The organism is Planococcus dechangensis, assembly GCF_042654465.1.
Classification (GTDB): domain Bacteria; phylum Bacillota; class Bacilli; order Bacillales_A; family Planococcaceae; genus Planococcus; species Planococcus dechangensis.
Genome location: NZ_JBHSGL010000005.1, coordinates 208,706 through 222,815, shown reverse-complemented (window position 1 = coordinate 222,815; position 14,110 = coordinate 208,706). Strand labels below are relative to the sequence as shown.

General features: G+C 48.3%; 12 protein-coding genes. 1 reads left to right on the top strand and 11 read right to left on the bottom strand.

All coding sequences use genetic code 11. From position 1 onward, the window contains the following. Positions 1 to 8 precede the first annotated feature (8 nt). The 5 genes from lpdA to ACFO5U_RS04115 form a co-directional block, all read right to left on the bottom strand. Complete coding sequence (gene lpdA / locus ACFO5U_RS04135) at positions 9 to 1,436, bottom strand: dihydrolipoyl dehydrogenase (RefSeq protein ID WP_377276945.1); 1,428 nt, start codon at positions 1,434 to 1,436, stop codon at positions 9 to 11. A gap of 24 nt (positions 1,437 to 1,460) precedes the next feature. Continuing rightward, a complete protein-coding gene (gene buk, locus ACFO5U_RS04130) occupies positions 1,461 to 2,546 on the bottom strand; it encodes a butyrate kinase (RefSeq protein WP_377279451.1) in 1,086 nt (361 codons plus the stop codon). Between the two features lie 29 nt (positions 2,547 to 2,575). Further along, positions 2,576 to 3,676 carry a Leu/Phe/Val dehydrogenase gene (locus ACFO5U_RS04125; RefSeq protein ID WP_377276943.1) on the bottom strand — a complete coding sequence of 367 codons (1,101 nt, stop codon included), beginning with the start codon at positions 3,674 to 3,676 and terminating at the stop codon, positions 2,576 to 2,578. Positions 3,677 to 3,768: 92 nt separating this feature from the next. After that, positions 3,769 to 4,677 carry a phosphate butyryltransferase gene (gene yqiS / locus ACFO5U_RS04120; protein ID WP_377276942.1) on the bottom strand — a complete coding sequence of 303 codons (909 nt, stop codon included), beginning with the start codon at positions 4,675 to 4,677 and terminating at the stop codon, positions 3,769 to 3,771. A gap of 131 nt (positions 4,678 to 4,808) precedes the next feature. Then, on the bottom strand, positions 4,809 to 6,851 hold the full coding sequence (locus tag ACFO5U_RS04115) for a sigma 54-interacting transcriptional regulator (protein WP_377276940.1): 2,043 nt from the start codon (positions 6,849 to 6,851) through the stop codon (positions 4,809 to 4,811). Positions 6,852 to 6,979: 128 nt separating this feature from the next. Between ACFO5U_RS04115 and ACFO5U_RS04110 the strand changes: the two genes are divergently transcribed. Beyond that, the gene (locus ACFO5U_RS04110) at positions 6,980 to 7,216 is read left to right on the top strand and encodes a DUF2627 domain-containing protein (RefSeq protein WP_377276939.1); all 237 of its coding nucleotides are present in this window, start codon (positions 6,980 to 6,982) and stop codon (positions 7,214 to 7,216) included. 72 nt (positions 7,217 to 7,288) lie between these two features. On the opposite strand, the gene ACFO5U_RS04105 is transcribed toward ACFO5U_RS04110, so the two are convergent. The 6 genes from ACFO5U_RS04105 to dxs all read right to left on the bottom strand — a co-directional run bounded on the left by ACFO5U_RS04105 (position 7,289) and on the right by dxs (position 14,074). Then, on the bottom strand, positions 7,289 to 7,984 hold the full coding sequence (locus ACFO5U_RS04105) for a glycerophosphodiester phosphodiesterase (RefSeq protein WP_377276937.1): 696 nt from the start codon (positions 7,982 to 7,984) through the stop codon (positions 7,289 to 7,291). Between the two features lie 194 nt (positions 7,985 to 8,178). Beyond that, on the bottom strand, positions 8,179 to 8,931 hold the full coding sequence (gene spo0A, locus ACFO5U_RS04100) for a sporulation transcription factor Spo0A (protein ID WP_377276936.1): 753 nt from the start codon (positions 8,929 to 8,931) through the stop codon (positions 8,179 to 8,181). Positions 8,932 to 8,961: 30 nt separating this feature from the next. Then, on the bottom strand, positions 8,962 to 10,659 hold the full coding sequence (gene recN / locus ACFO5U_RS04095; RefSeq protein ID WP_377276935.1) for a DNA repair protein RecN: 1,698 nt from the start codon (positions 10,657 to 10,659) through the stop codon (positions 8,962 to 8,964). A gap of 18 nt (positions 10,660 to 10,677) precedes the next feature. Beyond that, positions 10,678 to 11,127 (bottom strand): transcriptional regulator AhrC/ArgR, encoded by a 450-nt coding sequence (ahrC, locus tag ACFO5U_RS04090; protein WP_058380870.1) that lies wholly within the window; start codon positions 11,125 to 11,127, stop codon positions 10,678 to 10,680. 194 nt (positions 11,128 to 11,321) lie between these two features. Further along, positions 11,322 to 12,164, bottom strand: a complete 843-nt coding sequence (locus ACFO5U_RS04085) for a TlyA family RNA methyltransferase (RefSeq protein WP_377276932.1) — start codon at positions 12,162 to 12,164, stop codon at positions 11,322 to 11,324. Continuing rightward, complete coding sequence (dxs, locus tag ACFO5U_RS04080) at positions 12,161 to 14,074, bottom strand: 1-deoxy-D-xylulose-5-phosphate synthase (RefSeq protein ID WP_377276930.1); 1,914 nt, start codon at positions 14,072 to 14,074, stop codon at positions 12,161 to 12,163. Before dxs ends, ACFO5U_RS04085 begins: the two co-directional genes overlap by 4 nt. Positions 14,075 to 14,110 lie beyond the last annotated feature (36 nt).

Genomic DNA, 14,110 nt, shown 5'->3' with positions numbered 1-14,110 from the left:
TTCCTCCTTTAACTATGGATCGCTTTTCCGTCTACCGCCAAAGCCGCTTCACCCATCACTTCTGAAAGCGTCGGGTGCGGATGGATCGTCTCCGCGATTTCCCACGGTGTTGCGTCGAGTACCATGGCAAGACCTGCTTCAGAGATCATATCGGTCACGTGCGGCCCGATCATATGGACACCGAGAATATCATTGGTTTCTTTGTCTGCGATGATCTTAACAAACCCATCAGATTCCCCGTAAACGAGCGCTTTACCTATTGCTTTGAACGAAAATTTACCCGTTTTGATCTCGTAGCCTTGTTCTTTCGCTTGATCTTCGGTAATTCCAACGCTTGCCGCTTCCGGATTCGAATATACGGCGCGCGACACCAAATCGTAATTGATCGCATGCGGCGTATTGCCTTTAATATGCTCGACTGCTGTAATGCCTTCATGCGAAGCTACGTGTGCTAGCTGCATGCCGCCGATAACGTCGCCGATCGCATAAATATGGGATTCTCTCGTCTGGAATGTGCTTTTCACTTGGATAAAGCCTTTTTCGACAATTATGTCCGTGTTTTCGATTCCGATGTTTTCGACGTTCGCTTGGCGTCCGACCGATACAAGCATTTTTTCTGCACTGAAGGTTTCGTTGTTGCCGTTGATTTCGGCTTGGATCGTCACTTTGCCGTCGCCTTTTTCTACCGTTTCCGGTAAGACTTTCGCGCTTGTCGCGAATTTAACGCCTTTTTTCTTTAGTAATTTCAGCATTTCTTTGGAAATGTCTTTATCTTCTGTCGGAATGATGCGCTCCGCGTATTCAAGAACCGTCACTTCGACGCCGAAGTCGTTGAGCATGGAAGCCCACTCGATTCCGATGACGCCGCCGCCGACAATCAAGATCGATTTCGGCAATTCGCTCATGACTAGCGCTTCGTCCGAACTCATGACGAATTCACCGTCAATATCAAGTCCCGGTAAAGTGCGTGGGCGCGAGCCCGTCGCGATGATGACGTTATTTGGAATCAACATTTCGTTTTCTTCCCCGTTTTTCATCTCCACCGAAATCGTCCCCGGGTTTGGAGAAAAGATAGATGGCCCTAGGATACGGCCAATGCCTTCATACACATCGATTTTGCCTTTTTTCATCAATCCTTGAACGCCTGCATGCAATTGATCGACGATTCCTTGTTTACGCTGTTGTACACGGGAAAAATCAAGTGAAACATCACCGGTATTGACGCCGAATTCTGCGGCATGGTTTTTCGTCGTTGCGTATACTTCTGCACTACGCAAAAGTGCTTTGCTCGGGATACAGCCTTGGTGCAAGCAAGTGCCGCCCAAATTGCCTTTTTCGACGATTGCTGTTTTCAGTCCGAGTTGTGCTGAACGGATCGCTGCTACATAACCGCCCGTCCCGCCGCCTAAAATGACGACATCGTAATTTTGAGCCATAAGGTATTCCTCCTATTAAATTAATTAACCGTTCGGGTAGATTCTCGCTTGTTCTTCACCATCTAGAACACGGCTCGCACCTTCCGCGAGTGCCTGTAATTCGTTTTCCCCAGGATGGACCACGACATCGGCAATCCAGGAGATTCGGTCAGAAATGACTTTGACAAAATCTTTGCCGTACGCCAGGCCGCCCGTCAAAATGATGGCATCCACTTGCCCTTTTAAGACGGTGCTGGCAGAACCGATCTCTTTTGCTACCTGATACGCCATCGCGTCATAAATCATCTGTGCATCTTTATCGCCTTTTTGAATGCGTTTTTCGACCGTTACAGCATCGTTGGTACCGAGATATCCGACCAATCCGCCTTGTCCGACCAATTTCTTCATAATCTCATGGCGATAATATTGTCCGGAAAAGCATAGTTCGACCAAATCACCAGCAGGCACTGTGCCCGCACGTTCCGGACTAAATGGCCCGTCGCCGTGCAATCCATTGTTGACATCGATTACTTTTCCATCTTCGTGGACACCGACCGTGATGCCGCCGCCCATATGGGTGACGATGAGACGCAAGTCTTTATAGGAGCGCCCTGTTTCTTTAGCATAGCGTCTCGCCACTGCTTTTTGGTTGAGCGCATGGAAAATCGACTTGCGTTCAATGAGTGAAAATCCGGATACCCGTGCAATCGGCGCTAGTTCATCAACGACTACCGGATCGACGATAAAGGCCGGAATATTAAGCCCTTCGGCAATTTCGTTGGCGATGATGCCCCCGAGATTGGAAGCGTGCTGGCCAGAATAGCCTTCGCGCAAATCGTTGAGCATTTCTTCGTTAACGGCATATGTACCGCCTTCGATCGGGCGAAGCAATCCGCCTCTTCCGCACACTGCGGCAAGTTTCGATACGTTCATGCCCTCTTCATCGAGCGCTTGTAAAATTGTTTGTTTACGAAATTGAAACTGGTCAATAATGGCAGGGAAATCCGCCAACTCTTCTGTTGAGTGGCGGATAGTCTTTTCAAGGATCTGTACATCGTTGTCAAAAACGCCGATCTTTGTCGAAGTTGAGCCGGGATTAATGACCAGAATTCGATTCAGCTGTTTTTGCACATCGATTTCCTCCATTTCTTCTTTCAACTTTAACGTCTGCTTAAAATGTCGTGGCTGTAACCGTTGCGCAGGAACTGGCTTCTTGATTTGCGTACGCGCTCGATGCGTTCTTCCGCCATGCGGTCAGCAGCGATATAGCTTGGAATCCCGTCGCGCTTCGCGATTTCGAAAATACGCGTGATGCTGTCGTAAATGGTTTCAACGCGCTTCATCGCACGTTCGTTATTGTATCCGTAAAGCTCATCCGCTACGTTGATGACACCGCCTGAGTTGATGACGAAATCCGGTGCATAAACAATGCCGCGTGCTTCAAGCTCATCGCCGTGGCGTTGTTCTTTCAATTGGTTGTTCGCCGATCCTGCAACCACTTTCACTTTCAATTGAGGAATCGTGTCGTCGTTGATGATTGCGCCCATTGCACACGGTGCAAAAATGTCCGCTTCTTGCGAGTAGATGTCGTTTGGCTCGACCGCTGTAGCGCCGAACGCATCGACTGCACGCTGGACCGCTTGTTTGTTAATGTCCGTGACGATCAATTTAGCACCTTCTTTGTGCAAGTACTCGCATAGTGGGTAAGCTACGTTTCCGACACCTTGGACGGCAACTGTTTTACCTTCTAGGGAATCGTCGCCGAATGCTTCAAGCGCTGCAGCTTTCATGCCGATATATGCGCCGTATGCAGTGACAGGTGATGGGTTGCCTGAAGAACCGAATGCCGGTGAAATGCCTGTGACAAAATCCGTTTCTTCGTGGATCATATCCATGTCAGCAACAGTTGTACCAACATCTTCGGCTGTAATGTAACGGCCGTTCAAGCCTTGGATAAAGCGGCCGAATGCACGGAACATTTCTTCGTTTTTGTCTTTTAGTGGATCGCCGATGATGACGGTTTTTCCGCCGCCAAGGTTTAATCCAGCTGCTGCGTTTTTATAAGTCATTCCTCGGCCTAAGCGGATAGCATCTTCAATGGCTTCTTCTTCTGTTGCATAGTTCCACATGCGCGTGCCGCCTAGTGCTGGTCCAAGAGTCGTATCATGGATGCAGATAATGGCTTTCAGCCCGGAGTTTTTATCTTGGCAAAATACCAATTGCTCGTAATCATGTTCTTCCATTTTTTTAAAAATTTCCATTTTATAATTCCTCCTAGTGGTTTGTCCCGCTTGTATGTTGTGTATAGAATTGCTATCAATTAGTGAAGTTTTCCCATTGATTGCGGCTGATTTTATAAAGCAGCTGAGCGCAAGGCTATAGCGAGAGAGAATAATTTGCTTTCTGCACTGTCGGCGCGCGATGTCAACACGATCGGTGCTTTGGCGCCTGCGATGATGCCGCCGACCTTGGCTTTCGAAAAATAAACGAGCGATTTATACAGGATGTTGCCTGCTTCAATATTCGGCACAAGCAAGATATCTGCATTTCCTGCAGTATCTCCGTCAATGCCTTTATGCTTGGCAGCTTCTGTAGAAATAGCGTTGTCTAATGCGAGTGGCCCGTCCACGATGCAATCCGTGATTTGGCCGCGCTTGTTCATGCCCATCAGTGCTGCCGCATTGAGCGTTGCCTGCATCGCCGGATTGATAACTTCAACCGCTGCAAGTGCTGCAACAACCGGCGTGTCTACGCCTACCGAGCGTGCCACATGCACCGCGTTGCGGATGATCTGCGCCTTTTCCTGAAGCGTCGGCTCCAAATTCATTCCAGCATCAGTGACGAAGATCAGCCGGTCATAGCCCGCCACTTCAAATGCCGCGACGTGGGACAAAACCTTGCCCGTACGCAAGCCATATTCGGCATTCAATGCGGCTTTCATTAAGATAGCTGTCGGGATATGGCCTTTCATCAAGACAGTGGCGTCATTGTGGAAGACGGCCCTGACGGCTTCTTTCGCCGCTTGCTGCGGTCCCTTCGCATGGTGAATCGTCAGCTTCGGGTGGTCAGTCAAATGGGGGAAATCGGTTAGTATCAATTGTTTTAATGTTGTTTCATCATCATATAGATGAAAGCTTGCCAAATTCTGTTCAAGCGCCAAACTGATGGCTTCAAGGACAGCGGAGTCAGCGGCTGCCGCAACGGCGACAGCGTGATCATTCGACAAGTCGATTTCATCGGCGATGCTCTGTAAAGTGGTCATTTCTATCACCTCATTCTTTTTAATTAAAACAGAAGAAAGCCTGAGATATAAGGGATGTAAGCGTTTTATTTGCTAAATACGGCGCATCTCTTTGCAAATTCTTGCAAAACCTTGCAAATGATTGCAAAAATCTACAGTAGTCCGAATTTTTCCAATTTATAGTACAAAGTTCGCAATGAAATTTCGAGTTGTTTGGCAGTTTTCGACTTATTGCCTTTGGCATCTTCAAGCGCGCGATGAAGGATGCTGCGTTCGAGCGTTTCCAATTGCTCCTGCAAGGGCGCTGACGCCGGGATTACCACTTCATTTTTTGCTTCTTTGGATTTCAGCATATTGAGCGGGATGTGTTCTTCGGTCATGACTTTGTCATTCATCTGCATGAAAATCATCGAACGGCTCAAGATGTTTTCAAGTTCACGGACATTGCCGGGCCAATCGTACATCTTTAAATACTGCAACGCTTTATCCGATAGACTTTCTACATTTCGGCCATATTCCTGATTCAATTTCAAAAGCAACCGATCGGTAATGCGCGGGATATCTTGTTTGCGGCTTCTAAGCGGCGGAATTAAAATTGGCATGCGGTTCAGGCGATAATAAAGATCTTCGCGGAATGTTCCGTCGAGCAGCGCTTTTTCCATATTGGCATTGGTTGAGGCGATGACACGGACATTGACCGGTATCGGTTTGGTTCCGCCGATGCGAAGCGTCTCGTGCTCTTGCAGCACCCGCAGCAATTTGCTTTGGATTTGCGGAGACAACTCCCCGATTTCGTCGAGGAAAATGCTGCCGTTGTTCGCTTCTTCCAAAAGGCCGCGCTTTGTGCCAGTCCGATTGTCGGGCGCAGCACCTTCTTCGTAACCGAACAGTTCTGCATCAAGCTGTTCGCTCGATACCGCCGCACAATTGACGCGCACAAACTTATTGAACTGGCGCTCACTGGCGCTGTGGATAGCGTGGGCAAATAATTCCTTGCCAGTGCCTGACTCCCCGCGCAATAGCACCGTCACGAGTGTCTGGGCCGCGAGTTTCGCCTGCTGTAAGGACAGCTGCATCTCCGATGACAATCCGATAATGTCATCGAACGTATATTTCGACTCCAAGGTCCGGATAATGCTTCGTGCCCTGTCCAATTCTTTCATGAGCGAGCGGATTTCCGTGGTGTCATGGATGACGCCGACGCTTCCTTTTAATTGATTGTCGACGATAATCGGTGCGACGTTGACAATGACTTCCCTTTTAGATGGGCCGACTTTCAAATTGACACCGCGTACCGGCTTGCGCGTCTGCAGCGCCTTTAAATGCATGCTCTCGCCTTCTGAAATATCCGCAGACGCCGGACGCCCGATCACTTGGTCCATTTCCAAACCCGTAATGCGCGTATATGCTGGGTTGACCAATAAGCCATAACCTTTTTCATCAACAACGGAAATGGCATCATCACTGGATTGGATGATGGCTTGGAGCATCGTTTGGATTTCTTTCAAATCGGTAATTTCCTCTGCCAGCGAAACGACTTCTGTAATGTCTTTGAAGACGGCGAACGCACCGATCAGTTCACCATTTTCATCAATCATTGGGAAACGGCTTGTAACGATTTTCGATCCATCTTTTAATTCCAATTCACGATTCAATTCCGTTCTGCCGGTTTGCGCGATCCGCGGAAGCTCACTCATCGAGATAAGCTCGTGTATGTGGCGTCCAATCGCGCTTTGCTGCTCTACGCCCAACATGCGCGCAGCGCTGCGGTTGATGAAATTGATATGGTTATTGCAATCGATTCCGACCATTCCTTCATCGATCGAGTTGAAAATGATGGATCCTTTGTGGCTTTCATTGCTTAAGCGGTTAATATAATGTTCTTTTTCGTCCATCAAACGGACGAATATATTCGCAACACTTCCCGGAATAATGACTGTGCGCGGCGGATAATAATGGCGCAAGCGCTGCGTCAACTCGTCATTGCCCGTCACATTGAAGACGATATCGACAGCCTTCGTCAATTCGCGATAATCCGAGGCAGTGGCAATACTGTATTTTGAAGCTGCAAGTAAAGCAGGTGCAGCAGGATCGATGTCTGCGACGCCTTCAACATGAAACAATCCCGACTCCACCAATAGTTTCAGGATAGCTGATCCCCCGATGCCGCCTCCAATTATGATGACTTTTTGCAATTTTCTTCAAACCTTTCCTTAGCTGTTCGTGCAATACACTGCACAGTTAGTTATAGACTACAGCAGTGAAGAATTCTTGACAACTTTGAGCAGATTGGAAACAATAGACGATGAAGGATGTGGAATAGATGGGACGATTGATTGCATTTATCATATTGCTGATTCCCGGGATCATGGCCGCTTACGGCATTAAACTAATGCGGGATACCCTTTTCAATAAATTGCTAGAACCTTATCCCGCGCTTTGGATGCAGTTCACGCTCGGTATGTTCTTTACGGTCATCAGCATCGGATTTTTTGCCGGTTTCCTATTGAATCGCGACCGTAAAAAAGGCAATGTATCGGAACGATTCCAAAAACGATAAGGACGTACAGCTGCACACAAAAAAAAGACAGCCAGGATTAATTCCTGGCTGTCTTTTTTTGTGTAGGCGCAACTACAAAAGGCGTTCCGGGTAATTGGTGATGAGCCCTTTGACGGATGGATGAAGCGATTGCAATAGACGTTCATTTCCTGAGATGCCATAAAGACGGATGGGTTTATTGAGTGCGGCCGCCGGTTCGAGCCATTTTGAGCGATGGAAACGCTTATGGAAATGGATGCCGTCGACCCATTCTTTATCCATCAGTTCATCCCATTGCTGGGCTTTTTTTATGATCCAGGCCACTTCAATGTCCGGGCGCAATGCTTTTACCCGCTCAAGCAAGGTAATATCAAAAGAGGAAAGATGATAGTTTTGCACCTCGCTTAACAAATCGGCGATGATTTCCGGCCCGGACGGATGATTTCCGACAGAAGCTTTAAGTTCAATATTTAATGGGATTTGTTGTGCACTGGCCCACGCCAACACCTCAGATGCTAACGGAATAACATGTCTGTCAAAACGCTTGAAGCGTTTTCGCACAGCAATGGACTCTACGATATGATACGGGGTAGCGGAAATAACCCTTTTACTGCCAGCCAGCCGCTTGAAGTGCTGATCGTGGTAAACCACCGCAACGCCGTCTTGAGTCAACTGGACATCGAGTTCGATCCCGACACCCAATTGATGGGCCAGCTTGAATGCAGGCCACGTATTTTCCAGTGCTTGTCCCGAAGCTCCGCGATGTGCATAAATTTCTACACTGCGCATCTCTTCCCCTCCCTTAGCGGCCGCTCAAATGATGATCTAATTGTAACATGTGGACGATTTGTTGGATCTGCTCAAGCTTGTTGTTAGCTATTTTTTGATTTTTTTATAATTCCTTATGTAGCTTAGTACATGTCAAGCAACGAAGCTAACACATAAAAAAACCGCTCCCTTTGAAGGTGGCGGTTTCCGTCTATTCATTGTTCTTGATTGCCTAGGCTGTCGACGATCATGGCGATAAACTCTGAGTTCGACGGTTTGGATTGCAAATGTGCTTCGCTATAGCCGATGACAGAAGCTATATGGCCCACCGATTCAGCTCGCACCCATACTTGCTCGATCGCGTGGCGGATGGAGCGTTCCACTCGCGCGGCCGTCGTATCAAACTTCAAGGCGATTTTCGGATACAGCTCTTTTGTCACTTTCCCTAGCAGCGCTTGTTCCTGCTGGACTAGTGACACCGCCGCCTTCAAGTAGACATAGCCTTTCAAGTGCGGCGGAACGCCGATATCTTTTAGGCGGATCGTAATCAATTCATCCACCGTCACCACGCCCGCTTTAGATCTGCTGTCCCCATTTTTCATAATATGGTTGATCTGGACGACGAGTCGTTCCGATTCGAACGGTTTCATGATGAAATAGGAAGCGCCATAATCGGCCGCCTGGCTCATAATCGATTCCTGACCGAACGCCGAAAGCATGATGACATGGATTTTGCTCAATTGTTCATTAGAACGAAGCACATCCAATACGGCAATGCCATCTAGATAAGGCATAATAATATCCAACAGCAAAATATCCACTTCGGTTTGTTCCAGCAGGCCGATACATTCCCTGCCGTCGTATGCCACTCCAACCACTTCCATATTCGGCTGCGCCAAGAGGAATTCGGTCATCAACTCTACAAGTTCCCGGTTGTCATCGGCAATAGCGATTCTAATTTTCTCCATGGTCTTCTCTCCTAAAATACGTATCGATCGTTATTTCATCAATAGCTTTCGGTCATTAGCCAGAGATAATAACTCTTCAGCGTGCTGCAAAGTCAACTCGGTGATTTCAGCTCCCGACAACATGCGGCTCATTTCTTCGGTGCGCTTGCGTCCAGTCAATTCTTTCACAGCTGTCGTTGTCCGCTCTTTCGATACTTTTTTCTCGATGAATAAATGTTGATCGGCCATCGCTGCCACTTGAGGCAAATGAGAAATGCACAACACTTGGGAATGACGTGCTATGGCGGCGATTTTTTCGGCAATCGCCTGTGCCACACGGCCACTCACCCCTGTGTCGACTTCATCGAAAATAATCGATGTGATGCCTTGATGCTTCGAGAAAATGGTTTTCAATGCCAGCATCATTCGCGATAACTCGCCGCCGGATGCGACTTTTGTCAACGGCTTCAGCGGTTCCCCAACATTGGTGGAAATATGGAAAGCGATGCTGTCATGCCCGTAGCGGTCGAATTTCCCTTTTGGCAACAAATTAAAATTGACATCAAAAGAAGCTTTGCCCATATGAAGCTCTTTTAATTGCTCCATAATGGCACGCGATAATTTCGCCGCAGCTTGCTTCCGGAGCAAAGTCAATTCCTCCGCTTCCACGCGCAAATCTTCAGTCAACTCTTTTAATTTCTCCTGATCGAGGCGCAAGCGCTGATCACGGTTAAGCAATTTATCGAGTTCATCGGCACGCTCTTCATGATACAACAGCATATCTTCGACAGAAGCCCCGTATTTGCGCTTTAAAGACTGCAAAAGTGTCATGCGCTGTTCAATTTCAGCCAGCCGCTCGGGATCGAATTCCAATTGGTCGAGTATGCGCTTGATTTCAGTCGATGTGTCCTGCAACTGATAAAATGCCCCGGCGACCGATTCAGAGGCTTCTTGGAATTGTTCGTCGACAGCTGCTGCATGTTCAAGTTCCGACATGGCATTGCCGACCCAATCAAGCCCTTTGGACTCACCTTGAATCGCTTCGTGCGCCTGTGAAATCGATTCGAAGATTTTGGTGAAATTCTGTAATCGCTTGCGTTCTTCAAGCAAAATCTCTTCTTCTCCCGGCACTAGTTGCGCTTCTTCAATCTCTCGTAACTGGAAAGTCAATAAATCGATGCGCTGGGCAATTTGCTGTTCGTTTTCATTGTAACTCGCGAATTCACGCTTTAGTTTTGTATATTTGTCGAATGTATGGGTATAGCCGTCTTTCGCTTTCATCAATGACTTTCCGGCAAATTGGTCCAATAAATGGAGGTGCTGCTTCTCATCCATCAACTCTTGTGTTTCATGCTGGCCATGGATATCAATAAGCGCCGCGCCCACTTCACGCAAAATCGAAATGGTCACAAGCTTGCCGTTGATGCGGCAGACATTTTTTCCTTTGCCATTGAGTTCGCGCCGCAGCACGACGTCCCCGTCACTCGCCTGAATTCCGAAGTCTTCCAGTTTTTTATAAACCGGATGTGCATCGCCTTCAATTTGGAACAAACCTTCGATTTCGGCCTTTTGGGCGCCATGGCGAATAAACTCCACGCTGCCGCGCCCGCCTGCGAGCAAATGCACAGCATCGATGATGATCGATTTACCGGCGCCTGTTTCACCTGTCAAGACCGTCATGCCTTCTGTAAAACTGACCGATAATGTATCGATAATTGCAAAATTGCGTATGTCCAGTTCACGCAGCATATACATCCACCTCTTTATTTAAAGCATTTCGATCAAACGTTGTTTCAACACTTCACGGTGTTCGACATCACGGCAAATAATCAAACACGTATCATCTCCGCAAATCGTGCCGAGAATTTCCTCCCAGTCCAAATGGTCAATCAATGAACCGATCGCATGGGCATTGCCGGGCAATGTTTTCATGACAAGAAAATGGCTTGCTCCATCTATGCTGACAAACGCATCTGTCAGCGCGCGGTGCAGCTTCTGCATCGGATTAAAACGCTGGTCTGCTGGCAAGCTGTATTTATAGCGCCCGTCCTGCAACGGGACTTTAACCAGGTGCAATTCCTTAATATCCCTTGAAACGGTCGCTTGCGTCACTTCATAACCCGCAGCTTTCAGTAAGTCGACCAAATCATCTTGCGTTTCGATTTCGCGATTTGAAATCAAGTCGCGGATTTTGATATGACGTTGTCCTTTGTTCATGGTGCTCCCCCTTGAGTGAATAATTATTCCATATACTTTATATCGTACCTCTAAATGGATTCGAAAACAAGAAAACTTCACGGCGGGACGCTAAGACACGCCAGCTAGACTATCCAATTTTCGCGCCATAGCGGAAATTCAACCATATACGACAAAACGGACAGAGAAAAAGGTGCTTTTTCTCCGCCCGTTTGTTATAGCAAGCTTGCTTTTTCTTTAAAAGCAGCATGAGCATGTTCTACGGTTTGCTCAATTGATCGCATATCCGGAACCGCGCTTTTTTCTTCTGTTGAATTGGAGACGAGATGGAATAGAAATTCGATATTTCCTTCTCCGCCGGTTATCGGCGAATGGGTCATCGCTCTCACTTCAAATCCGCACTCGACAGCATAAGAAGCGACTTTCTCCAGTACTTCCTGATGGACTTTCGGTTCACGGACAATGCCTTTTTTGCCGACTTTGTCCCGTCCAGCCTCAAACTGCGGCTTGACGAGTGCAATGCAGTCACCGCCGGGAACCAAAATGGTTTTCAACACCGGCAAAATGATGCGCAAGGATATGAACGATACGTCGATTGTCGCCATTTCCGGCAAGCCTTCCGTGAAATCTTCCGGTTTGCAATGGCGGAAATTGGTGCGCTCCATGACCGTCACCCTCGGGTCTTGACGGATGGTCCATGCCAACTGGTTATAGCCGACATCGAGTGCATAGCCATGGCGTGCACCGTTTTGCAAGGCACAATCGGTAAAGCCGCCGGTAGATGAACCGATATCTAGCATCATTTTGCCATCCACCGACACATCAAACTCAGCGAGCGCTTTTTCCAGCTTCAAGCCGCCTCGGCTGACGTAGCGCAAATCATTGCCTTTTTTCTCGAGCGGTGCATCGTGGGCGATTTTTTCTCCCGGTTTGTCCATGCGTTCGCTTCCTGAAAAGATGACACCCGCCATGATGGCGCGTTTTGCTTTTTCGCGTGTTTCGCAAATGCCGCGCTCGACAAGCAGGACATCTACACGCTCTTTTTTTACTTTATTCATAGAACGTTCGACCGCTCCTGTTGTTTTGCATCTTGCTGTACATGCAATTTCACTCTCCGGACAACTTCATCGCTATTCAAATGAATTTCATCCATCAATTCAGCGACATCGCCATGTTCGATAAAGAGATCTGGAATACCCATCCGATCGATAACGGAATGGTGGTGGCCATTGTCGTGCGCGTATTCGAGCACCGCGCTGCCGAATCCTCCTTGCACGACTGCTTCTTCGATCGTGATGACCGGCACGCCGCGACCGAAAATCGATTCGAGCATCTCTTCGTCCATCGGCTTGATGAAACGCGCATTGACAACTTCTGCCTGGATGCCTTCTTCACTTAATTGCTGTGCCGCCTTGAGTGCCATCGGGATGGTAGTGCCGAATGTCAAAATCACAGCGTCCTTGCCTTCTGTGAGCACTTCCCAGCTGCCGATCGGAATCGCTTTGAGTTCGTTGTCCATCGCAACGCCGAGCCCATTGCCGCGCGGGTAGCGCAGCGCAATCGGGCCGCCGTCATAATCGATCGCCGTTTTGACCATATGCTGTCCTTCGTTTTCATCTTTTGGCATCATTAACACCATGTTCGGCAGATGGCGCAAGAACGCGATATCGAATACGCCTTGATGCGTTTCTCCGTCTGCACCTACGAGGCCTGAACGGTCGATGCCGATAAAGACGTTCAAGTTCTGGCGGCAAACGTCATGGACAACCTGATCATAGGCGCGTTGCAGGAATGTGGAATAGATGGCCAAGAATGGCTTCATCCCTTGAGTCGCAAGTCCTGCTGCCATCGTCGTTGCATGCTGTTCAGCGATACCGACGTCGAACATGCGCTCTGGGAATTCCGATGCAAAACCTTCAAGCTTTGATCCGACCGGCATCGCCGGTGTGATCGCGACGATGCGCTCATCGCTGCGCGCAAGCTTGCGTGTCGTTTCGGCAATCAGCCCACTCCAAGACGGTGCGCCTGAGCTTGATGATTTCACTAGATCACCGGTCTCCATCTTGTACGGCCCAATGCCATGCCATGTACCGATTTTATCTTGTTCAGCCGGCAAATAGCCTTTGCCTTTTTTCGTAATAACGTGGAGCAGAACCGGCCCCTTGGTTTTTTTCGCATATTGAAGATTGTCTTCAAGCTCTTCTAGGTCATGTCCGTCGATCGGTCCCAAATAAGTAAAGCCCAGTTCTTCAAAAAACATGCCGGACACGACTAAATATTTCAAGCTGTCTTTGACGCGCTCTGCAGTCGAAGCCAGTTTCCCGCCAACTGCCGGAACTTTTTTCAGCAAGTATTCAAGATCGTCTTTAACTTTATTGTATTTGTTCGCTGTACGCATCCGCCCAAGTACGCTATGAAGCGCACCAACGTTCGGTGCAATGGACATTTCGTTGTCATTCAAGATGACCGTCATGTCCGTCTGTGCATGACCGATATGGTTCAATGCTTCAAACGCCATGCCACCCGTTAAGGCACCGTCCCCGATGATCGGAATGACGTAGTTCGAATCTTTCTTGATATCGCGTGCAGCAGCCATGCCCATCGCAGCAGACAAGGACGTCGAGCTATGGCCGGTTTCCCACACATCATGTTCGCTTTCGTTGCGCTTCGGGAAGCCGCACAGCCCTTTAAACTGGCGCAGCGAATCGAATTGGCCGGCGCGGCCAGTCAAGATTTTGTGGACATATGATTGATGCCCGACATCCCAGATGAGCTTATCGTCAGGGCTGTTGAATACGCGATGCAACGCGATTGTCAACTCTACTACACCTAAATTCGGCCCGATATGCCCCCCGGTTTTTGATAGATTTTCTATAAGAAATCGACGGATATCTTCACTCAAAAGCTCTAATTGTTCATGATTGAGCTCTTTAAGAAAAGATGGACCAGTTATCGACTGAAGATCCATTTGCCATCACACACCTTTTTTCTAAATTTTCCTGTA

Bases quoted from the DNA above. Each gene is read 5' to 3' on its own strand.
- ACFO5U_RS04125 (WP_377276943.1), bottom strand. From the start codon at position 3,676: ATGGAAATTTTTAAAAAAATGGAAGAACATGATTACGAGCAATTGGTA.
- recN (WP_377276935.1), bottom strand. From the start codon at position 10,659: ATGCTGCGTGAACTGGACATACGCAATTTTGCAATTATCGATACATTA.
- ACFO5U_RS04110 (WP_377276939.1), top strand. From the start codon at position 6,980: ATGGGACGATTGATTGCATTTATCATATTGCTGATTCCCGGGATCATG.
- lpdA (WP_377276945.1), bottom strand. From the start codon at position 1,436: ATGGCTCAAAATTACGATGTCGTCATTTTAGGCGGCGGGACGGGCGGT.
- dxs (WP_377276930.1), bottom strand. From the start codon at position 14,074: ATGGATCTTCAGTCGATAACTGGTCCATCTTTTCTTAAAGAGCTCAAT.
- ACFO5U_RS04085 (WP_377276932.1), bottom strand. From the start codon at position 12,164: ATGAATAAAGTAAAAAAAGAGCGTGTAGATGTCCTGCTTGTCGAGCGC.
- ACFO5U_RS04105 (WP_377276937.1), bottom strand. From the start codon at position 7,984: ATGCGCAGTGTAGAAATTTATGCACATCGCGGAGCTTCGGGACAAGCA.
- ahrC (WP_058380870.1), bottom strand. From the start codon at position 11,127: ATGAACAAAGGACAACGTCATATCAAAATCCGCGACTTGATTTCAAAT.
- yqiS (WP_377276942.1), bottom strand. From the start codon at position 4,677: ATGACCACTTTACAGAGCATCGCCGATGAAATCGACTTGTCGAATGAT.
- spo0A (WP_377276936.1), bottom strand. From the start codon at position 8,931: ATGGAGAAAATTAGAATCGCTATTGCCGATGACAACCGGGAACTTGTA.